At 56.0% G+C, this 25298-nt stretch carries 24 protein-coding genes; 10 read left to right on the top strand and 14 right to left on the bottom strand.

The genetic code is table 11. The features are described 5' to 3' along the window. Nucleotide 1: 1 nt before the first annotated feature. On the top strand, nucleotides 2-382 hold the full coding sequence (locus FJD38_RS10830; protein WP_146385294.1) for a hypothetical protein: 381 nt from the start codon (nucleotides 2-4) through the stop codon (nucleotides 380-382). A gap of 57 nt (nucleotides 383-439) precedes the next feature. On the opposite strand, the gene FJD38_RS10835 is transcribed toward FJD38_RS10830, so the two are convergent. Continuing rightward, nucleotides 440-649 (bottom strand): cold-shock protein, encoded by a 210-nt coding sequence (locus FJD38_RS10835; RefSeq protein WP_122782437.1) that lies wholly within the window; start codon nucleotides 647-649, stop codon nucleotides 440-442. A gap of 239 nt (nucleotides 650-888) precedes the next feature. On the opposite strand from FJD38_RS10835, the gene plsB reads away from it, so the two are divergent. The 3 genes from plsB to FJD38_RS10845 all read left to right on the top strand — a co-directional run bounded on the left by plsB (nucleotide 889) and on the right by FJD38_RS10845 (nucleotide 4266). Beyond that, a complete protein-coding gene (gene plsB / locus FJD38_RS10840; protein WP_122782438.1) occupies nucleotides 889-3384 on the top strand; it encodes a glycerol-3-phosphate 1-O-acyltransferase PlsB in 2496 nt (831 codons plus the stop codon). A 145-nt stretch (nucleotides 3385-3529) separates the two neighbouring features. Continuing rightward, complete coding sequence (locus FJD38_RS24455; protein WP_158637860.1) at nucleotides 3530-3694, top strand: hypothetical protein; 165 nt, start codon at nucleotides 3530-3532, stop codon at nucleotides 3692-3694. A 170-nt stretch (nucleotides 3695-3864) separates the two neighbouring features. Next, nucleotides 3865-4266, top strand: a complete 402-nt coding sequence (locus tag FJD38_RS10845; protein ID WP_146385296.1) for a YbaY family lipoprotein — start codon at nucleotides 3865-3867, stop codon at nucleotides 4264-4266. A 132-nt stretch (nucleotides 4267-4398) separates the two neighbouring features. Here FJD38_RS10845 and FJD38_RS10850 read toward each other — a convergent pair whose 3' ends face one another. Then, on the bottom strand, nucleotides 4399-7464 hold the full coding sequence (locus FJD38_RS10850) for an efflux RND transporter permease subunit (protein ID WP_146385298.1): 3066 nt from the start codon (nucleotides 7462-7464) through the stop codon (nucleotides 4399-4401). A gap of 5 nt (nucleotides 7465-7469) precedes the next feature. Then, nucleotides 7470-8570: an efflux RND transporter periplasmic adaptor subunit gene (locus tag FJD38_RS10855; RefSeq protein ID WP_146385300.1), complete on the bottom strand. Its 1101-nt coding sequence runs from the start codon at nucleotides 8568-8570 to the stop codon at nucleotides 7470-7472. Nucleotides 8571-8660: 90 nt separating this feature from the next. Between FJD38_RS10855 and FJD38_RS10860 the strand changes: the two genes are divergently transcribed. Beyond that, nucleotides 8661-9299 (top strand): TetR/AcrR family transcriptional regulator, encoded by a 639-nt coding sequence (locus FJD38_RS10860; protein WP_146385302.1) that lies wholly within the window; start codon nucleotides 8661-8663, stop codon nucleotides 9297-9299. A 193-nt stretch (nucleotides 9300-9492) separates the two neighbouring features. Here FJD38_RS10860 and FJD38_RS10865 read toward each other — a convergent pair whose 3' ends face one another. Further along, nucleotides 9493-10275 carry a class I SAM-dependent methyltransferase gene (locus FJD38_RS10865; RefSeq protein WP_122782443.1) on the bottom strand — a complete coding sequence of 261 codons (783 nt, stop codon included), beginning with the start codon at nucleotides 10273-10275 and terminating at the stop codon, nucleotides 9493-9495. A 93-nt stretch (nucleotides 10276-10368) separates the two neighbouring features. Between FJD38_RS10865 and FJD38_RS10870 the strand changes: the two genes are divergently transcribed. Further along, on the top strand, nucleotides 10369-10989 hold the full coding sequence (locus FJD38_RS10870) for an energy transducer TonB (protein ID WP_146385304.1): 621 nt from the start codon (nucleotides 10369-10371) through the stop codon (nucleotides 10987-10989). Here FJD38_RS10870 and FJD38_RS10875 read toward each other — a convergent pair. The 5 genes from FJD38_RS10875 to ppc all read right to left on the bottom strand — a co-directional run bounded on the left by FJD38_RS10875 (nucleotide 10986) and on the right by ppc (nucleotide 16583). Then, nucleotides 10986-11855: a DUF72 domain-containing protein gene (locus tag FJD38_RS10875; protein ID WP_146385306.1), complete on the bottom strand. Its 870-nt coding sequence runs from the start codon at nucleotides 11853-11855 to the stop codon at nucleotides 10986-10988. The two genes, FJD38_RS10870 and FJD38_RS10875, sit on opposite strands and share 4 nt — an antisense overlap. Before the next feature lie 4 nt (nucleotides 11856-11859). Next, nucleotides 11860-12156: a hypothetical protein gene (locus FJD38_RS10880; protein WP_146385307.1), complete on the bottom strand. Its 297-nt coding sequence runs from the start codon at nucleotides 12154-12156 to the stop codon at nucleotides 11860-11862. Between the two features lie 101 nt (nucleotides 12157-12257). Then, nucleotides 12258-12935 carry a tRNA (adenosine(37)-N6)-threonylcarbamoyltransferase complex dimerization subunit type 1 TsaB gene (tsaB, locus tag FJD38_RS10885; RefSeq protein WP_146385309.1) on the bottom strand — a complete coding sequence of 226 codons (678 nt, stop codon included), beginning with the start codon at nucleotides 12933-12935 and terminating at the stop codon, nucleotides 12258-12260. Between the two features lie 95 nt (nucleotides 12936-13030). Beyond that, a complete protein-coding gene (adk, locus tag FJD38_RS10890) occupies nucleotides 13031-13678 on the bottom strand; it encodes an adenylate kinase (protein ID WP_122782448.1) in 648 nt (215 codons plus the stop codon). 274 nt (nucleotides 13679-13952) lie between these two features. Further along, complete coding sequence (gene ppc / locus FJD38_RS10895; protein WP_146385311.1) at nucleotides 13953-16583, bottom strand: phosphoenolpyruvate carboxylase; 2631 nt, start codon at nucleotides 16581-16583, stop codon at nucleotides 13953-13955. Nucleotides 16584-16866: 283 nt separating this feature from the next. Between ppc and FJD38_RS10900 the strand changes: the two genes are divergently transcribed. The 4 genes from FJD38_RS10900 (at nucleotide 16867) to FJD38_RS10915 (ending at nucleotide 21242) form a co-directional block, all read left to right on the top strand. Then, entirely contained in the window at nucleotides 16867-17268 is a 402-nt protein-coding gene (locus FJD38_RS10900) for a DUF4398 domain-containing protein (RefSeq protein ID WP_199750899.1), read from the top strand. 65 nt (nucleotides 17269-17333) lie between these two features. After that, the gene (gene lptF / locus FJD38_RS10905; RefSeq protein ID WP_122782451.1) at nucleotides 17334-18113 is read left to right on the top strand and encodes a lipotoxin F family OmpA-related lipoprotein LptF; all 780 of its coding nucleotides are present in this window, start codon (nucleotides 17334-17336) and stop codon (nucleotides 18111-18113) included. Nucleotides 18114-18371: 258 nt separating this feature from the next. Next, the gene (locus FJD38_RS10910; RefSeq protein ID WP_244302720.1) at nucleotides 18372-19814 is read left to right on the top strand and encodes a glycosyl hydrolase family 18 protein; all 1443 of its coding nucleotides are present in this window, start codon (nucleotides 18372-18374) and stop codon (nucleotides 19812-19814) included. A gap of 45 nt (nucleotides 19815-19859) precedes the next feature. Then, entirely contained in the window at nucleotides 19860-21242 is a 1383-nt protein-coding gene (locus FJD38_RS10915; protein ID WP_146385313.1) for a lytic polysaccharide monooxygenase, read from the top strand. Between the two features lie 31 nt (nucleotides 21243-21273). On the opposite strand, the gene FJD38_RS10920 is transcribed toward FJD38_RS10915, so the two are convergent. From FJD38_RS10920 to FJD38_RS10940, 5 genes are all read right to left on the bottom strand, one after another. Further along, nucleotides 21274-21600: a PA3694 family proteiin gene (locus tag FJD38_RS10920; protein WP_122782453.1), complete on the bottom strand. Its 327-nt coding sequence runs from the start codon at nucleotides 21598-21600 to the stop codon at nucleotides 21274-21276. Beyond that, nucleotides 21597-22514 (bottom strand): alpha/beta hydrolase, encoded by a 918-nt coding sequence (locus FJD38_RS10925; RefSeq protein WP_146385314.1) that lies wholly within the window; start codon nucleotides 22512-22514, stop codon nucleotides 21597-21599. Before FJD38_RS10925 ends, FJD38_RS10920 begins: the two co-directional genes overlap by 4 nt. A gap of 183 nt (nucleotides 22515-22697) precedes the next feature. Next, entirely contained in the window at nucleotides 22698-23975 is a 1278-nt protein-coding gene (locus tag FJD38_RS10930; protein ID WP_122782455.1) for a flavohemoglobin expression-modulating QEGLA motif protein, read from the bottom strand. Between the two features lie 23 nt (nucleotides 23976-23998). Then, nucleotides 23999-24547, bottom strand: a complete 549-nt coding sequence (locus FJD38_RS10935) for a hypothetical protein (RefSeq protein ID WP_122782456.1) — start codon at nucleotides 24545-24547, stop codon at nucleotides 23999-24001. Between the two features lie 12 nt (nucleotides 24548-24559). Next, nucleotides 24560-25276, bottom strand: a complete 717-nt coding sequence (locus FJD38_RS10940) for a TetR/AcrR family transcriptional regulator (protein WP_146385317.1) — start codon at nucleotides 25274-25276, stop codon at nucleotides 24560-24562. Nucleotides 25277-25298 lie beyond the last annotated feature (22 nt).

Here is a 25298-nt window from a genome sequence, read left to right on the forward strand (position 1 = left end):
CATGCGCCAGCCCGATATCGAGATTTACCTGAAAGAGGCTAAGTCTGGTCACGAACACGTTGTTGAATGGCTTTCTAAGGCTCTGGGCCCTTGTACACCCTGGGTGAAAAAGGGGCAGGTGTGGAAATGCACCGCAGGCGGCATACCCGTCACCTGGATGCCCAACGCCGTGGGTAAATGGAACAGCTTGTACCTGGACAGTGACCAAACGCCTTGGGACGATGACATCGCCTGTGCTCAAGCTGCATTCAAAGCGCTAAATGTCGAAGTGCGTTGCGCACCGGGCACATGGGAAGAGGAGCAAGGTGAAGCAGACGCCGATCGCTGGATCCGCATCAGCGAGGATGGCCAGGAAGAAATCACCTGGAAAACCAATTCCTGAGGTGCAATCAAGCCTTGTAGCAGCTGCCGCAACCTACGGCAGCTGCTACAAAGGACGTTAAAGCCCTACCACATCATCCGCTTGTAAACCTTTTTCACCCGTCACCTGGGTGTACTCCACCTGCTGACCTTCGGCCAGAGAGCGATGGCCTTCACCGCGAATAGCACGGTAATGCACGAACACATCACCGCCACTTTCGCCCTGAATGAAACCGTAGCCCTTGGCGTCATTGAACCACTTCACACTGCCTGTCAAACGCGTAGCCATAGATCACTTCCCCCTTTTTGTTATTAATTGGGCACATTAGTGGCCCGTTAAGAACTTTCGCTAGAACTTACCTTTTTGAAATCAGGTCTTACACTGCATAGCGAAAGAGCTTCGAGTATAAGTCAGCCCGAAAAACACTCAATCAATATTACTTCGCTGCTTTTTTGCCGATTTTCCAGAGATACGGCACACTACCGGGCCGAGTAAATACTCGTTAAATCCACTCACGCAGAAGCCGTATGACCCGTTCCCCATTCCGCCGCCTTGTTTTTGGCGCTCTGCGTCGCTTGCTGTACCTGTGGGTGCGCTCAGAGACGATCAATCAATCGTCTTTGTCCCTCAACCTGGATCGCAGCCGGCCCGTTTTCTACGTCTTGCAATCCCCCTCCATCACGGAACTGGCGGTGGTTGACACCGAGTGCACCAAAGTCGGTTTACCGCGCCCGGTACTGCCCGTTTCTGTTGGCCCTATGATGGAGCCTGCGGCGTTCTTTTACCTGACCCCCGAGCCTGATTGGGTGGGACGTCAAGACAAGCGCGGAGCCCCGCCTACACTGACCCGCCTGGTCGATGGCCTGACCCTGAACCCGGCCGAGGATGCACAAATCATCCCGGTCAGCGTGTTCTGGGGTCAATCGCCCGACAGCGAGTCCAGCCCATGGAAACTGCTGTTTGCCGACAGCTGGGCCGTCACCGGGCGCTTGCGTCGCTTACTGCGCATTCTGATTCTGGGCCGAAAAACCCGGGTGCAGTTTTCAGCGCCTATTCATTTACGCGAGCTGGTAGACCTCAATAAAGGCCACGAGCGCACCGTGCGTATGGCCCAACGTATTTTGCGGGTGCACTTTCGCAACCTCAAAACCGCCACCATCGGGCCCGACCTGTCTCATCGCCGCAATCTGGTCAAAGGCTTGATCAACGAACCGGCAGTGCGCCAGGCGATTCTCGATGAAGCCCAGCGCGAGAACATCTCGCCAGAAAAGGCCCGTGCCCAGGCATTGCGCTACGCCAATGAAATTGCCTCGGACTACACCTACACCGCCATCCGCTTTTTTGAAGTGGTGCTCAGCTGGTTCTGGAACAAGATTTACGACGGGGTCAAGCTCAACCACATCGAGGGCGTACAGAACGTCGCTCAAGGCCACGAAATCGTCTACGTGCCCTGCCACCGCAGCCATATCGACTACTTGCTGCTGTCCTACCTGCTTTTTCGCAACGGCCTGACCCCGCCGCATATTGCCGCGGGGATCAACCTGAACATGCCCGTGGTGGGGCCTTTACTGCGCCGCGGCGGAGCGTTTTTCATGCGCCGCACGTTCAAGGGCAATCCGCTGTACACCTCGGTGTTCAACGAATACATGCATACCCTGTTCACCAAAGGCTTTCCGGTTGAGTACTTCGTCGAAGGCGGCAGATCGCGCACCGGCCGTATGCTGCAACCCAAAACCGGCATGCTGGCGATCACCGTGCGCAGCTACTTGCGCTCATCGCGTATGCCCATTGTCTTTGTGCCGGTCTATATCGGTTATGAGCGCGTGCTCGAAGGTCGCACTTATCTGGGAGAGCTACGCGGAGCGAGCAAGAAGAAAGAATCGATATTCGACATGTTCAAGGTCATCGGCGCACTCAAACAAAAGTTTGGCCAGGTCGCCGTCAACTTTGGCGAGCCAATCAAGCTCGCCGATTTCCTGGACAACGAGCAGCCGGACTGGCGCCAGCAGGAACTTGCCCCGCTGTATCGCCCGCAGTGGTTAAACGCCGCCACCCATCGCCTGGGGGAGAAAGTTGCACAAAAACTCAACGAAGCCGCCGCTATCAACCCCGTCAATCTGGTGGCACTGGCATTGCTGTCCACCAGTAAGCTGGCCCTTGATGACCGTGCCTTGGCGCGCGTTCTGGACTTGTATCTGGCCCTCTTGCGTCGTGTCCCTTACTCGCCGTACACCACATTGCCTGAAGGCGATGGCCGCGCGTTGATTGAGCACGTAAAAGGCATGGATCTGCTCTCGGAACAGAGCGATGCGCTGGGTAAAATCCTGTATCTGGATGAGCAGAATGCGGTTCTGATGACCTATTACCGCAACAACGTGCTGCATATCTTTGCATTGCCATCGTTGCTCTCAAGCTTCTTCCAGAGCGCTTCGCGCATGACCCGCGAACAAATCCTGCGCTACACCCATGCGCTGTACCCGTACCTGCAATCGGAGCTGTTCATTCGCTGGTCACGGGAGGAGCTCGACGCTGTGGTCGATCAATGGTTAGAAGCCTTTGTCGAGCAAGGGTTGTTGCGTTTTGAAGGTGAGGTCTACCTGCGCCCTGCACCTAGCTCACGCCACTTCGTATTGCTGACGCTGCTGTCTAAAAGCATTGCGCAAACCTTGCAGCGCTTCTACATGGCCATCTCGTTGTTGCTCAACAGTGGCCAAAATACCTTGAGCGCTGAAGAGCTGGAAGACCTGTGCACGATGATGGCCCAGCGCCTGTCGATCCTGCACGGCCTCAACGCACCCGAGTTCTTCGATAAAAGCCTGTTTCGGCACTTTATCGAAACATTGCTTGAAGAGGATGTGTTGCGTCGTGATGCCAACGGCAAGTTGAGCTATCACGAGATGCTGGGGGAGCTGGCCGAAGGGGCTGCCAAACGTGTATTGCCGGCCGAAATTCGCCTGTCGATCCGTCAGGTGGCCTTGCACCGCAGCGAAGATGCCGCGGATCAGCCCGAAAACGTCGGATAAGGCTGGCCGTTCCACGAGGATATATCAGCAAAGATGCATGGAAGCGTCTCTGCCTGATTCAACGCCCTGAACGTTCGCTAGGCTGAGTTACATGCCGGTTTAAGCGGCATAAACCCTTTACTCAACAAAGATAAGGACATCTTTTATGACCCCACAAAATACAACTGGCGTTCATGGCGGCAATGGCATTAGTCCAGCAACTGGCAGCATTGGCGCACACGCCTCCACCTCGCAAAAACAGGCCATCGCCAATCCGGTGTTCACCATCAGCATGGGTGAAGTCAAACTCTCGGTATTTGCCCCAGCCTGACCAACCATTAAGTCGGAGCACGCTGAATGGGCATTGCCTCATAGTTGGCGTGTTGACGTATTTATCTTCATTACTATCGTCAATGAGGGTGCTGACAGAAATTCATGGTAAAAAACTTTTCTGAATAAGGTGCGAACTATCTGCGCCAGAAAAAAGGAGATTTACACCCCATGAATAAAATTCTATTGCTCGCACTGACGGTATTGCTCGGAGCTTGTAGCACGATGAACTCTACCCCCCACGCCACACTGGATGGCGAAGTGTATTACCTGGAACGTATCGGCCTGCCAAGTACGGCCACCGTGGAAGTGAGCCTTCAGGATGTATCTCTGGCCGATGCCCCTGCGGTGACGCTGGCCAAGCAAAGCGGCCAGATAAAAGGCCAGATCCCGCTGCCCTTTCACCTGACCTATGACCCTGCCGACATCAAGCCGGGCCATCGGTATGCGATCAGCGCACGAATCGAAAATAATGGTCGCTTGTTGTTTATCAACACCGAACACCACGGCGTCGATCTCAATGCCAAGTCGTTGCAGCCGATTCGGGTGCGCGTCAACCCAGTCGCCTACTGACTGCACCTGAACTCCCTCACCCCACCCCTCTCCCAAAGGGTGAGGGAGCTTGATCTCGGGTGCGGCGTATATTGGCTTTTAGCTTTTGTCCCCTCTCCCTCCGGGAGAGGGTTAGGGTGAGGGGGCGCTTCTTTAAACCTTCTTCACTCTGAACCACGCCGCGTACAGCGCTGGCAAAAACAGCAACGTCAGCGCTGTCGCCACGATCAGCCCGCCCATAATTGCCACCGCCATCGGCCCGAAGAACACGCTGCGTGACAGCGGAATCATCGCCAGCACCGCCGCCAGCGCCGTCAGTACGATCGGCCGGAAGCGCCGCACCGTCGCTTCGATAATGGCCTGCCAGGTGTCCAGCCCCGCGGCTTTATCCTGCTCGATCTGGTCAACCAGAATCACCGAGTTGCGCATGATCATCCCTGACAAGGCAATGGTGCCTAGCATCGCGACAAAGCCAAAAGGTTTGTCGAACAGCAACAGGAACAACGTCACCCCGATCAAGCCCAATGGCGCGGTCAGAAACACCATGACCATGCGCGAGAAGCTGCGCAGTTGCACCATCAACAAGGTCAGCACCACCACAATAAACAACGGCACTCCCGCTTTTACCGAATCCTGCCCGCGCGTTGAATCCTCCACCGTGCCCCCCACTTCCAGCAAATAGCCATCAGGCAGTTCGGCACGCACGTCTTCAAGGGTTGGCAATATTTGCGCGACCAGTGTCGCCGGCTGCTCCTTGCCATAAATATCGGCGCGCACCGTCACCGTTGGCAGCCGGTTGCGGTGCCAGATAACACCTTCTTCAAAACCATATTCCAGCGTCGCAATTTGCGACAACGCTACGCTCTGTCCATTGTCGGTCGGCACCGACAGACTCGGCAGTAACGACAACTCTGTGCGCTCATGAGCCGTGCCGCGCAACAGAATCTCGATCAACTCATTATCTTCCCGGTACTGGCTGACCGTAGAGCCGAGCAGCGTACTTTGCAGGAAACGCGATACCTGTTGCGTACTGACACCCAAGGCCCGCGCCCGATCCTGATCAATATTGAGGTACACCACCTTGCTCGGCTCCTCCCAGTCCAGGTGAACATTGACCACATGCGGGTTCTTACGGACTTTGACCGCCACCTTGCGCGCCAAGGCCCGCACCTCCTCGATGTGCTCACCCGTAATCCGAAACTGAACCGGGTAACCCACAGGCGGCCCATTTTCCAGACGTGTCACCCGCGAACGAACACCAGGGAATTGCTCGTTCAGGGTTTCGATCAACCAGGTGCGCAGACTTTCACGGTCTTCAATAGTCTTGGCCAGCACCACAAACTGGGCAAAGCTGGCCGCCGGCAATTGCTGATCCAGCGGCAGGTAATACCGGGGTGAGCCTGTACCGGCATATGACACATAGTTGACGATGCCTGGATGATCCTTGAGCAGTTTTTCCAGGTGCTTGACTTGATCCGTGGTGTTACTCAACGAGGCACCTTCGGCCAGTTTCAAGTCCACCATCAGTTCCAGTCGGCTCGACGCCGGGAAGAACTGCTGCGGAACCAGCTTGAACAGCATGACCGAGCCGATGAACAACGCTACGGTCAGCGCAATGACCGTCTTGCGCCGACGCACACACCACTCCACCAAGTGCCGTATCCGCTGATAAAACGGGGTCGCATACGGGTCGGGAGCTCCCGCCGCCGCGCCGTGTTTTTCAGCATGCTGTTTCGCCAGATCCGGCAACAACAAAGCGCCCAGATACGGCACAAACACCACGGCGGCGATCCACGATGCCAGCAGCGCAATGGTCACCACCTGAAAAATCGAACGCGTGTACTCACCGGTGCTCGACTGCGCCATTGCGATCGGCAAAAAACCCGCCGCCGTAATCAGCGTACCGGTCAGCATCGGGAACGCCGTGCTGGTCCATGCAAAGCTGGCCGCTTTGAGCCGGTCGTAGCCCTGCTCCATTTTGATTGCCATCATTTCAACGGCAATGATCGCGTCATCCACTAACAAGCCCAGCGCCAGCACCAGCGCACCCAGCGAGATTTTGTGTAAGCCAATGCCAAAATAATGCATCGTGGCGAAGGTCATCGCCAACACCAGCGGTATGGTCAGCGCAACCACCATGCCAGTGCGAACACCCAACGAGAAGAAACTCACCAGCAAGACAATAGCCAGCGCCTCTACCAGCACCTGAACGAATTCACCCACACTGGTTTTCACCGCTGCCGGCTGATCCGACACTTTGCTCAACACCATCCCGGCCGGCAATTGCCTCTGAAGCCGTTCAAATTCAGCTTCCAGAGCCTTGCCCAGCACCAGAATATCGCCACCGTCTTTCATCGCCACGGCCAGGCCTAAAGCGTCGTTGCCCATAAAGCGCATGCGCGGTGCCGGTGGGTCACTGAAACCACGGCGCACATCGGCCACGTCACTGATGCGCAGCGTTCGCTCCCCCACCCGAATCGGGAAACGCTCAATCTCCTCAACCGTTTTGAAATTGCCGCTGACCCGCAATTGCACGCGATCGGTCGGGGTCTCAAAAAAGCCTGCCGTTGATACCGCGTTCTGCTCTTCAAGGGCTTTTTGAACGGCCGCTAGCGGCAACCCCAGGGTCGCGAGTTTAAGATTGGACAGTTCGACCCATATTTTTTCGTCTTGCAGGCCCAGCAGCTCTACCTTGCCAACGTCCTTGACCCGTTGCAGCTGGATCTGGATACGCTCGGCGTAGTCCTTGAGCAGCGCATAGTCAAAGCCCTCACCACTCAAGCTGTAGATGTTGCCGAACGTAGTGCCGAATTCATCATTGAAAAAAGGCCCCTGAATATCCGGCGGCAACGTCTGGCGAATATCACTGATTTTTTTGCGCACTTGATACCAAAGCGCAGGGACTTCGTCCGAGTGCATCGAGTCGCGTGCCATAAAGGTCACTTGCGATTCACCGGGGCGCGAGAACGAGACGATACGTTCGTACTCACCGGTTTCCATGAGCTTCTTTTCGATGCGTTCAGTGACTTGCCGCGAGACTTCCTCGGCCGAGGCCCCAGGCCATAACGTGCGAATGACCATTGCCTTGAACGTAAACGGCGGGTCTTCACTTTGCCCAAGCTTGGTATAGGAAATGCCCCCAACAATGGCCAACAACAGCATCAAGAACAGCACGATCTGGCGATTGCGCAACGCCCAGGCGGAGAGGTTGAAACCCATCAGGCTTACTCCTTGGCCGCCACGTTGATCGTTCGGTTGGAGCGATCAATCGGCCGCACCTCTTGCCCTGAGTGCAACACATGCCCCCCCGCAGCCACGATCCAGTCGTCAGGCTTGAGGCCTGCGAGCACAGGCACACTCTTCTCGCCAAACGGCCCGACCTGAACCGGCACCTGTTCCAGCGTATTGCCCTTAGTGATACGCCAGATATACGTAGCGCCATTTTCAGCACTCAAGGCAGACAGCGGCACCGAGAGAGCGCTGGCCCCTTCGCCCTGTATGTAAACACGGGCACTTTGCCCCAGCTCGGCAGGCACTTTGCCTGCCTGGAAGGCGATACGAGCCGCAAAGGTTCTCGATTTTGGATCGGCCGAAGGTGACAGCTCACGAATGCGACCACTGAAGCGTTGGTCAGGCTGAGACCACAGCTCTACGGAAACAGGCATCCCCAACTTGAAGCGCGCGAAATCTTGCTCAGGCAAGCTGATCAGCACTTCAGGCTCGCCATCGGCTGCCAGGGTAAACACTGTCTGCCCGGCGGCCACCACCTGCCCGACTTCGACCTGACGTTGGGCGATGACGCCATCTTGAGGCGCGCGCAACACGGCATAGCTGGCCTGATTGCTGGCCACTTCCTGTTCTGCCTTGAGCTGCTGGAGTTTGGCTTCACCGGAGCGGTAGAGGTTTTCGGCGTTATCGAATTGCGATCGGCTGACCATCTGCCGATCGAGCAAGGTTTTGTAACGATCACGCTCTGCACGCACCAGATTCAAATTGGCCTGACCGGCAGCAACCTGCGCGCGGTTGACTTGCAACTGCAAGCGCACATCTTGCGGGTCCAGTTCTGCCAGGGGTTGATCAGCCTTGACCCGCTCCCCTTCGTCGACCAGTCGCCGGGTGACTTTACCGCCGATGCGAAAAGCCAATTGCGGGTCGAAACGTGCGCGCACCTCGCCGGGATAGCTTTGACTGGCCAATGCGAAAGGTTGCGGTTGCACCACCAACACTGGGCTGGTGCTGACGTGTACTGGCTCCTCTTGCCCGCACGCGGTTAACAGAAACACCAAAAAGACAGGCACGGCGCGGGGCAAGGCGTGGCGCAACATGGAGATGACCTTTCGCAAATAGGGCTTGGAATATTTATACTGGGCGGCATGTTATTAATACCAAACTCACCAGTCCAGTAATAAACAGAAATGTCTGACAATCGTTTAAACCCCAATTCTGCCGGGCGCCCCAAGGATATGGCAAAACGCCACCTAATCCTTGAAGCGGCTAAAACTTTGTTCCTGAGCAAAGGCTTTGCCAGCACCAGCATGGACGCGGTGGCTGGCCTTGCGGGGGTATCAAAACTCACGGTTTACAGCCATTTCACCGACAAAGAGACCCTGTTCTCGGCGGCGATCATGGCCAAGTGTTCAGAGCAGTTACCAGAATTGTTTTTTGAGTTGCCTGCAGGTGCCCCGATTGATTCAGTGCTGTTAAACATTGGCCGGGGTTTTTACACATTGATCAACAGCGAAGAGTCACTCAACCTGCATCGGCTGATGATGACCCTGGGTAGCCAAGACCCGAAACTGTCGCAAATTTTCTTTGAGGCGGGGCCTCAACGGGTCGTGCTGGAGATGGAGCGTCTGCTGAGCAAGATTCACCACACGGGTGAGTTGCAGATTGAAAAGCCCCTCAATGCGGCGGAGCATTTCTTTTGCCTGATCAAGGGCGGGCCTAACTTTCGCCTGCTGTATGGCTATGGTGAACCCTTAAGTGCAGAGGCTGGCGAGGCGCATGTGCGGGATGTGGTGGGGATGTTTATGAGGGCTTATCGGCCGGATTGAAACCGCATTAGGCGCTGCCCTCACCCCAACCCTCTCCCAGAGGGAGAGGGGGCTGATTAGCGGTGTTGCGAAGACCTGCTCTTGCCTTTAGTCTCCTCTCCCTCTGGGAGAGGGGGCTGATTAGCGGTGTTGCGAAGACCTGCTCTTGCCTTTAGTCCCCTCTCCCTCTGGGAGAGGGCTAGGGTGAGGGGCTTTAAGGCTTCAGCGCTTTTTTCGGGTAAATATCGTAACGGCTCGATTTACCATCCAGCGCATGGCTCGGCTTGGGCCCGGCAATACACGGCGCCTTGCGCGGTCGTTTAACCACAACACGGTGACTCGCCAAGGCCAATGCAGCCTCCAGCAACGCCGGCGCATCATTGTCATCCCCCACCAAAGGCCTGAACAGACGCATTTCTTTCTTCACCAATGCCGTTTTCTCACGGTGCGGAAACATGGGGTCAAGGTAGATCACCTGTGGCGGCTCGCCCTCCCAGTTGCGCATTACGTCAATCGAGTTGCCTTTGAGCAAACGCATACGCGACACAATGGGCGCCACCTCAAAGTCATCAAGCCCGCGCGCCAGACCATCCTCCAGTAGCGCACCAATCAATGGCTGACGTTCAATCAGGCTCATCTCGCACCCCAGACTGGCCAACACAAAGGCGTCTTTACCCAAACCCGCCGTGGCGTCCAGCACCCGCGGGCGAACGCCTTGCTGAATACCGACAGCCTTGGCAATCATTTGCCCGGTGCCGCCGCCAAACAAACGACGATGAGCCGCACCGCCTTCGACAAAATCGACCCGCACCGGCCCCGGTGCATCAGGGCCCAGCTGTTGCAACTGCAAACCTTGCTCCCCAACCTGCAACGCAAAGTCGGCTTGCGCCTCGTCCAAGGGCAGAACCAGACGTTCAGCCCACTGCTCGGCCAAGGCCTGATACGCCTCGCCCAATGCTTCGACTTTGATACGACAGCCCGCTGCTTGCTCAATCATCTAAAAACACGCTCAAAAATTTAATGATCGGCAAACGCTGCCGATAAATGAAATATCCGGCATTTTGCCAGAGCTGGGCGTCGACCGAGAGCTATGTCAGACATTCATTCCACATCTATTGGCTTTATCGCCCCGATTGGCGACTTTGGCCGGCACAATTCGCAGATCACAGGCAGCGTCAATCACCTGTGGAGGGACTTCTACGCCCAGGCGTTGGCCGAACAGGGTACAACCCAAGACGCACCCACAACGGGCAGCGAGCCACTGGCCGTAGATGACAATGTTGAGCCTCAAGGCGGCAGTGAGGTATTGGGCACTATCGTGACCCAACGTCAGTGCGAGGTCGAGGACACCGAGCTACAACCGCCCGAAGCCTTGTTTCTACCCATCGCCGAGTTTGAGCTGGACTTGTTACCGCCGCCCGCCACGCCCTGGCCACCCGAAGAACTCATCGAGCAACAACGTCAGCAGGATTTCACAACGACCTGGGTACGCCCCATCGTTATGGCTTTGGGCCATCCTCTGCCTGATCCCGGCCCGGCTCCTGAGCCGCGACCGTTACACCTGCCCATTGCCGAATTCGAGCTGGATTTGCTCGACAAGCCCGCCGAGCCATACGACCCCCTGACGCTGATTGAACAACAACGGGCGATGGACTTCGATATGGGCTGGGCACGGCCATTGATCATCAACAACCTGCGTTTGGCGGCCTAAAGCAGCCCCAACTGCTCGCTCGCGTGCGGGTCAGACAAATGGGGTAGCGCAGGCAACCCGGGTAATCGATCGCTCAACTGCTGATGGAATCGTCGCGCCAACTCAGGTGCCCGATGATTATCTGGGGTGTGCAGAAACACGTAAGGGGTACGCCCTTCTTCAATCCAGCCCGCTACTTTTTCAACCCATGGGATTAAATACGGATCGTTGGCCTCCAGCTCTGGCCGACCAATAAAGCGCACTTGCGGAAAATTCGTGAAAGCTGCCGGACGTGGCGGCACTCTGGGTTTTTTCGCTTGAGCGTGAAGCACGGCGGGGTCGGTTGAGGTGCAACTGAACAGCGCCCGTGGATCAAGGCAAATGCGCTCGACCCCACGCTCCAAAAGCAATCGGTTAAGCCGCTTTTCGGCATCGCCCCTGGCAAAGAACTCCGGGTGACGCACTTCTATGGCCAATGGCCGCTCAAGAGCGTCTATAAAGCTCACCAACTCGGCCAAACGCTGTGGCCCGAAACTGGCCGGGAATTGTAGCCAAAATGGCGCTACACGCCCTCCCAAGGGCTGTAACAAGTGCACAAAGTCTTGCGCAGCATGAAGGTGCTGGCGTAAGTCCCCCCCATGACTGATATCCCGGGGAAACTTGGCGGTAAACCGGAAGTGCTCCGGCAAGCTTTGCACCCAACGCGTCACCGTGGCAGGTGCAGGACGGGCATAGAAGGTCGTGTTGCCTTCCACCGCATTGAAGACTTGCGCGTACAGACTTAAAAAATCGGCTGGGCGGGCATTGTGTGGGTACAGGCCTTCGCGCCAGGCGTTTTCACTCCAGGACGGGCAACCGAGGTAATAAGGCAGAGGGGCATCATTCATGCGCTCAAATGTACAGGTCCAACCCCAGCACTTCTATTTCCCAATCGACAAAACCTGCCGTCGTCAGGTAGCTGGCCAATGCACTGGCCGCATTTTTACTCATGCCGCGCTGAAAAATCATGTCTTGTGAGCGCACCGCAAGCGGACTGGCACGATCACCCGAAGGTGACGCTCGAGTGGCTTGGGGGGCACTTTCAAACGCCGTGTCTTGGTCGTCCACCGACTCATCAATCAGCGTTTGGCCTTTACGCGGCTTGCGCTTGATGGGGTAAGACTGTGAGGAAAAGCCGTCTATGCGCATGACTGCATGCTCGGGAGCGATAACGGCAATTTAGCGGCGTTGGCCGAAGTTAGCAAATACGCCGCTATGGCACCGCAACGGGCTCGCGCCGGAAGTACGGTTTACGGCCGGGCTTTGGGGGTCGCTACCTTGTCGCGCAGATACACGGGCTGCGCGTCATCTGCGCGAATGGCTTCACCACGCGCCCAAGCAAAGCGCGCCAGGGCCAGCAGGTCTTCGGCGTGAGGCAACATGCCTGCGTCCATCGCATAAGGCTTGAGGCTCAAGCGCTCGGCATAACCCCAGCCGGTGCCCGCGCCAAACCATTCACCACTGGCGCCATCAGGCAAAGCGGCCACCTCGGGCGGCAATACCGCTTCGACACCGGCCAGGCACATTTCGCCTGCCTGCTCGCGATAGCAGCCCCAGTACACTTCGTCCATGCGCGCATCAATCGCCGACGCCACCTGAGTCGCGCCATGCTCACGAAAAGCCCGCTGGGCCAGTACCGCCAGGTTGGAGATCGGTAACACCGGACGCTCCAGTGCAAAGGCCAGGCCCTGCACCACGCCAATGGCGATCCGTACACCGGTGAAGGCGCCCGGCCCACGACCAAAGGCAATCGCATCCACCGCTGACAACTCGATACCAGCCTCGGCCAGCAGGTCTTTGATCATCGGCAACAGCTTTTGCGCATGCAGGCGCGGGATCACCTCGTAGTGACTCGTGACCTTGCCATCGTGCAGCAAGGCAACAGAGCAAGCTTCAGTCGCGGTATCCAGGGCCAGCAAGGTGCTCATCGGTGTTCCCGTCAAAATCAAAAGTGGAAAAAGTGCAGCAGTATAAACAACAACAGCCCGCAAGCGGGCTGTTGTCACAAAGCAAAACCGACTTATCAGCTCAGGGCTTCAAGCACCTTGGCCGTGATCGCCTCTACTGAACCAACACCTTCGATGTGGCTGTACTTTGGCTTGCCTTGGGCAGCCGAAAGCTTTTGATAGAAATCTACCAGCGGCTTGGTTTGCGAATGGTAAACAGACAGACGATGGCGAACGGTTTCTTCGGTGTCGTCTTTACGCTGTACCAGCGCTTCGCCCGTCACGTCGTCCTTGCCTTCTGTTTTAGGCGGGTTGTAGATCGTGTGATAAACACGGCCCGACGCTTCGTGAACGCGACGACCAGCAATACGCTGAACGATTTCTTCGTCTTCGACTGCGATTTCTACCACGTGATCCAGTTCAACGCCCGCTTTGACCAGCGCCTCAGCTTGCGGAATGGTGCGTGGGAAACCGTCGAACAGGAAACCGTTTTTGCAGTCGTCCTGAGCAATACGTTCCTTGACCAGATTGATGATCAGGTCATCGGAAACCAGAGCACCGCTGTCCATTACGCTTTTAGCGATCAGACCCAGTTCGGTTCCGGCTTTAACGGCTGCACGTAACATGTCGCCGGTGGAGATTTGCGGGATGCCAAATTTTTCAGTGATGAACTTTGCCTGAGTACCTTTACCGGCCCCGGGAGCTCCCAGCAGAATTACGCGCATCGATGTGCTCCTCAATTTTTTATTTAAGTGACAGCAGACTCGCCTCTTTGGGCCAATCTCAAAATCGGATTATGGTCGTCAAAACGGCCAAGGGCTGACCAAGATACACAGCCGTCCCGGCCCACACAAGCGGGCCAAAGTAGGAAAAAGTACTAGGAAATGCACCCTTGCGGCCTGGTGTCACAGGGTGCAACCCCACTGAAAAGAATCGTCTGCGCGCCGAGATCGGCCTCAAAACAGCCCTTGGCTCTGCGCGCAGACGCGTCGACAGGGCTTAACCGGTATTGCGCAAGCCCGCTGCGATCCCGGCCACAGTGACCAGCAACGCTTGTTCCAGAGGGCTGTCCTGAGTGGCTTCCTGGCGTCGAGAGCGGGCCAGAAGTTCGGCCTGCAACAGATGAAGAGGGTCAAGGTAGGTATTGCGCAAACGGATGAATTCCAGTGTCTCGGGGCTATGCGCCATTAACTGAGACTGGCCGGTCAAACCCAAGACCACGGAGCACGCCTGCGACAATAAGTCGCGTAGCTGCACACCCAATGGCAGCAACTCGGCAGACACCAGACGCTCGTCATAGAGCCGCGCGATGTCAGCGTCCGCTTTTGCCAACACCATTTCCAACATGTCGATACGCGTGCGAAAGAACGGCCACTGCTCACGCATGCGCGCCAACTGCTCACCTTCACCGCGCGCAAGGGCCTGATTCAGCGCTGTTTCCCAGCCGAGCCAAGCGGGCAACATCAGGCGAGTCTGGGTCCAGCCAAAAATCCACGGGATGGCTCGCAGGCTTTCAATGCCACCAGCGCGACGTTTGGCGGGGCGGCTGCCCAGCGGCAAGCGGCCCAATTCCTGCTCCGGAGTGGACTGTCGGAAGTACTCGACGAACTGCGGATTATCGCGCACGACCCCACGGTAAGCCTTGACCCCGTCGGCCGCCAACTCGTCCATCAACGTCCGCCAAGCGGGCTCTGGCAGAGGTGGCGGGAGCAAGGTGGCTTCGAGCACTGCCGCCAGATACAGGTTGAGGTTTTGCTCGGCAATGTCCGGCAGGCCGAACTTAAAACGGATCATTTCCCCTTGTTCAGTGGTACGGAAGCGCCCCGCCACCGAGCCCGGCGGCTGCGACAGGATAGCTGCGTGCGCCGGGCCTCCGCCACGGCCCACTGTGCCCCCACGGCCATGGAACAGCAGCAATTCAACCCCTTGTTCGTGACAGATATTGACCAACGCTTCCTGTGCACGGTATTGCGCCCAGGCGGCCGCCGTGGTGCCTGCATCCTTGGCCGAGTCGGAGTAACCGATCATCACTTCTTGCGGCCCTTGCAGGTGCGCCCGATAACCCGGCAACAGCAACAATCGCTCAATCACGGGCCCGGCATTGTCCAGGTCGGCCAGGGTTTCGAAGAGCGGAACAACGCGCATCGGGCGTTCAAGGCCGGCCTCTTTAAGCAGTAATTGCACCGCCAGTACATCCGAGGCCGAGCCCGCCATCGATATGACATAGGAGCCTAAAGAAGCGGCCGGGGCAGCCGCCACTTCACGGCACGTAGCCAGCACCTCTGCGGTATCTGCACTGGGCTTGAAGTAACCGGGTAACAGCGGGCGGCGGTTGCTCAGCTCGCGCAACAGGAAAATAAGACGGGCATCCTCGTCCCAGTCTTCATAGCGTCCCAGCCCGAGATAATCGGTGATTTCTGTCATGGCCGAGGCGTGTCGTGCTGCATCCTGACGCACATCAAGGCGCACCAGAAACAGGCCGAAGGTCACGGCGCGGCGCAAACAATCGAGTAACGGGCCGTCTGCAATCACGCCCATGCCACAGGCGTGCAGCGATTGATAGCACAGCTGCAACGGCGCCAACAGGTCGCGATTGTCTTGAAGCACTTCTGGCCCAGCGTCTTGCGACGTGCCCAACGCGCTATGCGCCCAGTTGCGGGTGGCCCGCAAGCGTTCACGCAGTTGTTTCAAGACCGCACGATACGGCTCGGCACTCTCCCCCGCCTGCGCCAGCAATTGCGGCGTAGCCTGTTGCATCGACAGGTCGGCCGCCAGTTTGTTGATGTCGCGCAGGTATAAATCAGCGGCCATCCAGCGAGCCAGTAACAGCACTTCGCGGGTTACGGTGGCGGTCACATTCGGATTGCCATCGCGGTCGCCGCCCATCCAGGAAGCAAAGCGGATCGGTGCGGCCTCCAGCGGCAAATGCAAGCCGGTGGCCGCATGCAGCGCTTTGTCTGCCTTGCGCAACATGTGCGGTACGGCGTGCCAAAGTGAATGTTCGATCACCGCAAAGCCCCACTTGGCTTCATCGATCGGCGTTGGCCGGGTACGACGAATTTCCTCGGTGTGCCAAGCCTCGGCAATCAGCCGTTGCAAGCGTTGTTCAATCTCGGATTTTTCGGCAAGGGTCAGATCACGGTGATCTTGAGCGGCCAACTGTTCGGCAATCGCGTCGTACTTTTGGATCAACGTACGCCGGGTCACTTCAGTGGGATGCGCCGTCAGTACCAGTTCAATTTCAAGACCACTGACTTGCCGCGCCAGCGCCTCGGGTTCATGCCCTTCAGCCAGCAGACGATCGAGCAACTGAGGCAACACCAGAGCTTCAAAGGGCTGGGCTTGACCCTCTTCACGCCGATGGATGAGTTCGTATTGCTCGGCGATATTGGCCAGGTTCAAAAACTGGTTGAACGCCCGCGCTACAGGCAGCACTTCATCGTCGCTCAGGGCGTCCAGAATCTCACTTAATTCCTCACCGGTAGTGCCGCGCCGGTCTGCCTTGGCACCTTGGCGAATCCGCTCGATCTTGGCGAGAAATGCGTCGCCGTATTGGTCACGAATCGTATGGCCCAACAGCTCACCCAGAAGGTGAACATCATCGCGCAAGCGTGCATCAATATCGGTCATCAGCAAATTCTCCGGCAGTGAGCGGGGATGTTCGTGCCTCAAGAGTCGTTGCAAAGGCTGCTTTTGACAAGGCGCTGAAGCGTGAAATGGGGGATTAAATGCCTGACCAATCAGTCAGGAATTTTTTAGGCCAATTGCCACCTTTTATTTTGAACTATTCAAAAACCGCTCGGGTCACACCCATTAACCATCACTGCTGGAACGTGTGTTCCAACCCTCTGGCTGGCGCTTCGGGGTGATGGAATCAGTTTTTTTAAGGAGCTTCCCAATGGAGTTGAAGACCATGATGACCCGCACTGTCAAAACCACCTCACCTCGCCTGCGCGGTCTGAAACTGGCTGCCCTGGCAATCGGTACCAGCTTCGTTCTGGCCGGTTGCGCGGGTAACCCACCGACAGAGCAATACGCCGTCACTCAGTCCGCTGTGAATAACGCCGTGAGTGCCGGGGCTACGGAATACGCCCCGGTAGAAATGAAAGCGGCCCAGGACAAGCTCAAAGAAGCAGAGCTTGCCATGCATGACAAAAACTACGAAGACGCCCGTCGCCTGTCCGAACAGGCGGAGTGGGATGCTCGTGTAGCAGAACGCAAAGCGCAGGCTGCAAAAGCCGAGAAAGCTGCACAGGATGCTCAGACAGCCGTTCAGCAACTGCGTCAAGAAGGCATGCGCGGCCTTAATAAGTAATCGCCGCCCTTTTTGACTGCACCTGACGACCCAGCATTCCTAATTGATAGAAAGGACTAAACATTATGCGCAATAAAGTCATGATTCCTGCCCTGTTGGCCCTGAGCGTAGGTCTGGCCGCGTGCTCGCACCAGCCAAACGTCAACCTGGAAAATGCCAAGACCAACTTCTCGGCCCTGCAAACCAACCCTGAAGCCACCAAGGTTGCCGCTCTGGAAACCAAAGACGCCAGCGAGTGGCTGGACAAGGCTGAAAAGGCCTACATGAATAAAGAGGACGACTCGAAAGTCGACCAGTTGGCTTACCTGACCAACCAGCGTGTTGAAGTCGCCAAGCAAACCATCGCGTTGCGCACAGCTGAAAACAAACTGAAGAACTCCGGCTCCGACCGTGCACAGGCCCTGCTGGATGCGCGTGACGCCCAGATCAAAGCGCTTCGCGGTATGAATGCCAAGCAAACTGAACGCGGTACATTGGTGACCTTTGGCGACGTACTGTTCCAGTTCGGCAAGTCCAATCTGCAACCCAACTCGCGCAACAACATCAACACGCTGGCCAACTACCTGATCCAGAACCCGGATCGCAAGGTGATTGTTGAGGGTTACACCGACAGCGTCGGCTCGGCTGCTTTCAACCAGACCTTGTCTGAGCGTCGTGCTGAGGCAGTGCGTGCGGCTCTGGTTAAGGCTGGTGTAGATCCTACCCGCATCGTGGCCCAGGGCTATGGCAAGGAATACCCGGTAGCGAGCAACGCTACTGATTCGGGCCGTGCTCAAAACCGCCGCGTTGAAGTGACCATCTCCAACGACAACCAGCCGGTAGCGCCGCGTTCGTCGATGCAGTAAGCGCTTGAGAAAAAGCCCCGCCTGAGAAATCAGGCGGGGCTTTTTGTTGTTCGAAAGAAAAAGCACGGCGCGCTATTCAGCGGTCTTTAAAATTACCGGGCTATTCGAAAAAACACTAACCAACTGGTATTTCTGACAGTGATCCCTGTCTTCAAAACGCTTATAAATAGTGCTCGCAGATCACCGATCTGATTGCACTCATAAACACGTTGATTGCACCAGATAACTTACCGAGCTTTGTTATGTCGAGGGATCAACATGCCTGCCAAATCTAAAAACACAGTACCCCACCAACTATCTGCCTCAACAATGCCCGACATGAGTAACCGACAAATCATCATGGGCTTTTGGCATAATTGGGCAGAAGGCGAATGGAGCGGAAGTGGTTATCAGCAAGGCTCCTTCAAGAACATGTCACTGCTCGATATACCTGAACACTACAATGTCGTAGCGGTAGCCTTTATGAAAGTTGCGGCAGGCAGTACAGACCCCATCCCCACCTTTAAACCCTATAACGAAACGGATGAAGAGTTCCGTCGACAAATAGGCGTACTGAACGCCCAAGGCCGTGCAGTACTCATCTCCTTAGGGGGAGCAGATGCACACATCGAACTGTCGAACGCCGATGAAGACGCATTGGTTGAGCGCATTATTTATCTGACAGACACTTACGGTTTTGATGGCCTTGATATAGATCTTGAGCAAGCGGCGATTATAGCCAGGGACAACCAAACTGTTATCCCCGCTGCCCTCAAGCGAGTGAAATCTTTATATCGCGAACAGGGCAAAAACTTTATTGTGAGCATGGCGCCTGAGTTTCCCTACTTGCGCAACGACAATAGTTACGTCCCCTACATCACGTCGTTAGAAGGTGATTATGATTTCATTGCGCCGCAATTTTATAATCAGGGCGCTGATGGCGTATGGGTTGACGGACTTGGCAACTTAAAACAAAACGATGACACCGTGAAAGAGGACTTCCTCTATTATTTAACCGAAAGTATCGTGACAGGCACACGCGGCTATATAAAAATCCCTCACGAAAAGTTTGTTATTGGTTTGCCGAGCAACAATGATGGCGCCGCCAATGGATACGCCTCAAATCCACAAGATGTGATAAAGGCACTGGAGCGTCTTAAAGCCGCCGAACTGCCAATAAAAGGCCTTATGACGTGGTCGATTAATTGGGACGCTGGGAAGACTAAATCAGGCGTCCCTTATGATTGGGAGTTTATAACACGCTACGGATTTATAGCGGGCGGTGAAACGCCGAACCCGGAAAAACCCTCAACGCCGAGTGACGTCCTATCGATTGCCATAACGAAAACTGAAATTGCGTTGGACTGGAAACTGTCAACAGGCCCTAATCCGATTGTTCATTATTGGATTTACCGTGACGGTAAACCCGCAGGTCAGAACCAAGCCCCCCCTTTTACCGATAGAAACTTACAACCCGACACGCTTTACAACTATCAAATACTGGCAAGAGACAGTCTGGGTAACAGCTCTGAATTAAGCGCCATTCTGCCTGTACGCACGGCAGGTTCAGGCGACAGTGAGAGTGAGTGGAAGCAAGAAACCTGGTATGCGGATAACTCAAGCGTCACCTATCTCGGGCTGGCGTATCGCTGTGTGATGCAGCACACCGCTATCGAGTTCTGGACACCGGATAAAGCCACGTCACTTTGGCAGCGCACGTAAAACCCGCGTTATTGCTCTCACTCTCTTTTACACCTGAGGCCTACCATGTTAAAAGTTCGAGCCAAAAATGTAATTAGCCGAGGCAAACAGCTGCGCCACGGTCACGTTTTTTCGCCCGCATCACGTGCGTATTTTGCGTGGGAAGCAGGCGACCTGGAAACAGGGCAATTAAATCAGCGCGAATCCGGTAAATTTTTTCCAGCCAGGGTCGAAAAGTTACAGGATGCCTATGCCCCTTCAGACATTGTTAACCTGGCGCCGCCCCCTGATGGAAAGATTGCCAGTGCCAACCAGGGCAACGGAGAGTTTCTGGATAAAGCCGGTACTCATTGGCAAAAACATGAAGTTCGTGGGGGGGAGGTGCTGGATATTTCCTGGAATTTTTCGGCGGCCCATACCACACGTCGTTGGAATTACTTCATCACAAAACCAGGGTGGGACCCTCAACAGGTATTGGCCCGGGATCAATTTGAACCTGAACCCTTTTATACCGTCCAGATCAACCTTAAACCTTATTGGGAGCATGGGGATGCGATGATGCCTTCGTCGCCCACCACCCATGAAGTGCCTCTGCCACTGCGTGAGGGCTACCATGTTTTGCTGGCTGTATGGGAAGTGGCAAACACTGGAAATGCGTTCTACCACATACTGGACCTCGACTTCATCGCTGATGAAGGTGGGGGGGAGCGCCCGACTACGCCTGCCGACTTCACCGCCAGCGATGTTACTGACAAGCACGTCGCATTAACGTGGAGTGCCTCAACGGGTACAACCCCGATTGCTACTTACCGCATAACGCGCAATGGCGTCACGACAATTGATATTGATGCTCCACTGCTTGACTGGACTGACAACAGTGTTGCCCCGGATACGTCTTATACCTATTTCATCAGTGCTATTGACGAACTCAATAATATTTCTGCTCCAAGTCGAGCTATCAACGTTCTTACGTTGGGTGAAGGGGGGCAAGATGGGCCACCTACTGCGCCGAAAAGCTTGCACAGTATGAAACAAACGGCTAACAGCGTGAGCCTGATGTGGGGAGTGTCCAATGGCCCCTCACCTGTTACGCACTACATCATCTTTCGCGATGGACGAGAAGTGAGCCGGGTGAGTGGTACTCAAACGTCCTATGAAGATGCAGGCTTGACGCCGGAAAGCGAATATCGCTATTTCGTAGCCGCTCTTGACCAACGAGCCCAATGGTCGGTTCCCAGTAATGTGATCAGCGTCAAAACAGAGGCAGATCAGGGAGGCGGCGAGGATAACCCTGCCTGGAAACTTAATACCCTTTATCAAACTGCAGATTTGGTAAGCCACAAAGGCACTAACTGGCGTTGCTTGCAGTCCCATACTTCATATACCGAAGACTGGGCTCCCGGGCAGGCCTCCAGCGAGGTCCTGTGGGCAGCGGCAGCAAAACGATAAAAAACAGGGGGAGCTTAATGCTCCCCTGCTTTTATTGAGACTGTTTAGGGGTTTCCTGACCCACACAGCGAACCGCCTGTTTCTTGTTGTTCACCAACACCCCCGTCAGGCCTTTTTGCTCGGTATCAAACAGCACGATAACCCCGTCAATGCATTGCGCCACTTCCTTGGCCGGGGTCAGCGACACTTTGTAGTCTTCGCCAGGAATGGTTTTGAGCATGGTGTAATCACTGAGCAACAACGCGTCTTCGGGCTTGGCGAAGTGCAGGTAGCCGTAATACCACAGGCAACCAACCGTGCCGATGATGCTGCATATACCGGTGATGATCAGGGGAATAGCGTTACGCTCTTCACTCATTGCGGACTCTCTGGCTGGATCGCTTTATTGGAATTCAGGGGAGCTGGGTAATTGGGGATTTCTCCCAGTCGACGTACGCCATCGAAATGCTGCGGGTCATCCAGATAGCGCAGCATCACCTGACGCCAGATGGGGTCGGCAAACGTCTGTACATGACCGCCGCGGGTCAGCTGCAGCACTTTGGGGGGCGGCGCCGCCTTATACAGTTGCAGACCATTGGAGAGCGGTACGATCGGGTCATCCAGACTGTGGAAGATCAGCATGGGCACACCCGTGACTTGCGGTATCGCATACACCGCGCTGTCGGCATCCGGCACCCACCACGACAACGGCACTTGCAGGGGCCAGGTCAACCACGACGTGCTCAAGGCGAACTGCCCTACTTCGCGGTAACTGGCCGGCACCCCATCGAGGATCATCGCTTTAATACGCTGGCGCTGTTCAGGATGCTGGCTCAAGTAATGCAGGCCCATTGCCCCGCCCAAACTTTGCCCCAGCACGATCAACGGCTGACCTTGAGCTTGAGGCTGTTGCTGCAACCATTTGAAAGCGGCATCGATGTCCTGATACACCGCTGGCAACGTGGGCGAGCCTTCGGACAAGCCGTAACCGCGATAATCAAGCATCAACACTTGGTAGCCTTGCTCGGGTAACCAGGCGGTAGCGCCCAGGTGATAGGCCAGATTGCCGCCATTGCCATGCAAGTGCAGCACGGTGCCTTTAAGGGGCACGCCTTTTTTGGCCGGTAGCCACCAACCGCTCAGGCGCGTGCCATCAGCGGCAGTCAGCGTGACCTCGCGATAGTCCAGACCGGCCGCAGCAGGCGTGATCGGCTGGCCAGGCTCAGGATAAAACAGCAGTGAGCTGCATCCGCTGAGGGCTAACAGCAGGCAGAGTGCAGCCAAGGTTTTCATCAATTGAATACTCGCGTGAGGATGGCATACCCCGTAGCAGCTGCCGCAGGCGGCGTCCGGCGACGGAGTCGTCGTGAAATCAAGCGGCGCGCAGCTTCAGGTTGACCACAACCTGAGGGTTTACGATCGCTGCGCAATCGGACGCAGCCTTCGGCAGCTGCTACGAAACGAAGCAAGCAAGCCTTAAAGAATGTTGGAATAGTCCGCCTCGATACGATCCAGGCTCAGGTGGTTGAGGAAGTTGGAGAAACACATCCAGGCCGAAAGCGCGTTCATGTCGCGGAACTGATCCGGCAAATACTTGGGCGCAACCACCAGCCCCTCATCGACCAATTGGCGCAAGGTTCGCATGTCTTCCAGTGTGGTCTTGCCGCAGAACAACAGCGGCACTTGCTCCAGTTTGCCTTTGCGCACGGCCAACTGAATGTAGTTGTAAACCATGATGAAGCCTTTGAGGTAGGACAAGTCTTTGGTGAATGGCAGGCCATTTGGCACCGATCCACGAAAAACTCGACTCGCATTGCCATAGCTTTGCGACATCTCGAAGCCTTGCTCGCGGAAGAACTGGTACACCTGCATAAAATCCGCGCCCTCCTCCACCATATGAATGGCACGCGTGCGGTTAGTTAATTTGCGAAGACGGCTGGGGTACGAGGCAAAGGTGATGACTTCCATGAGGATCGCCAAGCCTTCCTGAGTGACCGTGGACGACGGTGGCCCCTTGGATAAAAAGGTACAGATGGGCTGATTTTGCCCGTTTAACGTGGTGCCCACGTGCACCAGCCCTTCGTGCACTTCCAGCGCTCGAACGTCACGCTCGTTGAACATCGCATCACTGCGAATTTTAATGTAGTCCGCACCCGCCGCAGCGTCCGCGACGATGCCATCCGATTCAAACACGCGAATGGTTTCTTCGGCCTCGCCAAACACTTTGTTCAAACGGGTTTGCAGCATGTTCACGGCATCTTTGGCGGTCAAGGTTTTAGCTTCGTCCTTGAGTGCACCATGCCCGTCAATGTTGTCCAGGTAATCCGACATCATCAGCCCCAAATCAGCCAGCGTCGGGTCTCCGGCATGAAAGGCGTCGGATGCGGCGCCATACAACTCCTGGGAAATCAGCCCGAAGTCTTCAGTGCCTCGCGCTTCGAGCATGCGCACCACCATTCGGTACTCTTTGCACATACGTCGCATAATCTGCCCGACCGGGTTGAACTGACCCAGCTGGCGAGTGATGTCTCGTTCGATGTTCTGAAATTCGGATTTAACCGCCGCAGAATCAAACGACAGTGGCCGCCCTTGGTAATACTCGCGCGTGACGGCCGGCATCTCCTTGCCCTTGGACTTGAGAAAGCCCTGACGGATGCTGTCATCCCACTTCACCGCATCCAGAACACGGATAGGGGTTTGTGCCAGCACAATACGGTCTGACAGTGTGCGTATCGTGCGCTGGTAGTCGTCCACCCGCAGCTCCTTCAATAAATGGCTTACTTGGCCACGCGCTTATAGCGGGCCGCTTCGACAAAGACGTCAGAGTTGGCCGGGTCGTCCAGGTAGGCAAACACTTCGGCTGAGGGGCTTTGGATTACAGTCCCGGCGCCTTCGGCGGTTTCGACCGGCTCGCCACTCAATACCGACTGACCGATGGCCTGCTTGATTTGATCAAGGTCCAGATCGTAAATCACCAGCTCACCGTTATCGGTCAGTTCAAAACCGCTCAACGTGTAATGCCCCCCCAGTTTTGCCGGCAGCGCTGCCGAGGCATACCAACGACTGCCGTGGCGAGCGACGATAAACGGATAACGTTCGCGGACTTTGGGCTCACCCTTGGGATACGCAACCGCCTGATAGTGCGTTTTGTCGACGGCACTGATCTCAAGATTACGCGCCTGGCCCCAGGCATCCTTGCTGACCCACTTACCCAACAGCTGCTTTGGCGCCGGCTGTGCAATCAACGGCGCCTGACTAAAGGTCACCAGGCAACCGTTCAACATTAAAAACGACAATGCCATGAGCATTACGCGCCAAACTTTCATGCCTGCTTCCTTCTATAGAGCGGCCAACACCAAGTGCATGTAGCGCGTGAGAATAGCCAGCCGGTCATCATCCGCCTCGAGCTGCGCGCCATCCAGTAGCGCCTGATACTCCATCCGTCCGATAATCGCCGTCAACACTTTGGCATCCTGCTGAGGTTGCGTGGAGCCTAGCACCTCAAATATCTGGCCGGTGCCCTGCAGGAAAATTTGCTGGTGCGAACGCACCAGCGTGGCCAATCTCGGGTTGATTAACGCCGCCTGATGGAAGGCTTGCTCTGCCAATAAATAATCACGGCGGGTGATTAATTGATGCTGGAGGTACTCTGCAACCATCAAGGCAATTTCATCGGCCAGCGCAGCGCGTGATTGCGCACTGCCATTACCCTTGGCCACCAGTTCGCGCAATTTGCCTTCTGTGCTTTCCCACAGTTTGGCCATGAAGGCTGCGCTGCGCTCCACGTACTGAGCGAACGTGTCGTTGAGCAGGTCGTCAATGTCTTTGAAGTAGTAAGTCGTTGCCGATAATGGCACCCCGGCTTCTGCGGCGACCGCCCGGTGCCGTACACCACGCACCCCGTCACGCACCACAATTCTCATGGCTGCATCGAGAATCAGTTGGCGGCGCTGCTCACTGCCCTGGCGGCTGGCCTTGCGGCCTTGGTATTGAACACTTTCGGCCACGGCCACCGCGACATCGACCGCACCTTCTGAAGACCTGACAAGGTTCACGATAAATTCCTTTTAAGGTTGA

It is taken from the genome of Pseudomonas saxonica (assembly GCF_007858365.1).
In the GTDB taxonomy this organism is placed as follows: Bacteria; Pseudomonadota; Gammaproteobacteria; order Pseudomonadales; family Pseudomonadaceae; genus Aquipseudomonas; species Aquipseudomonas saxonica.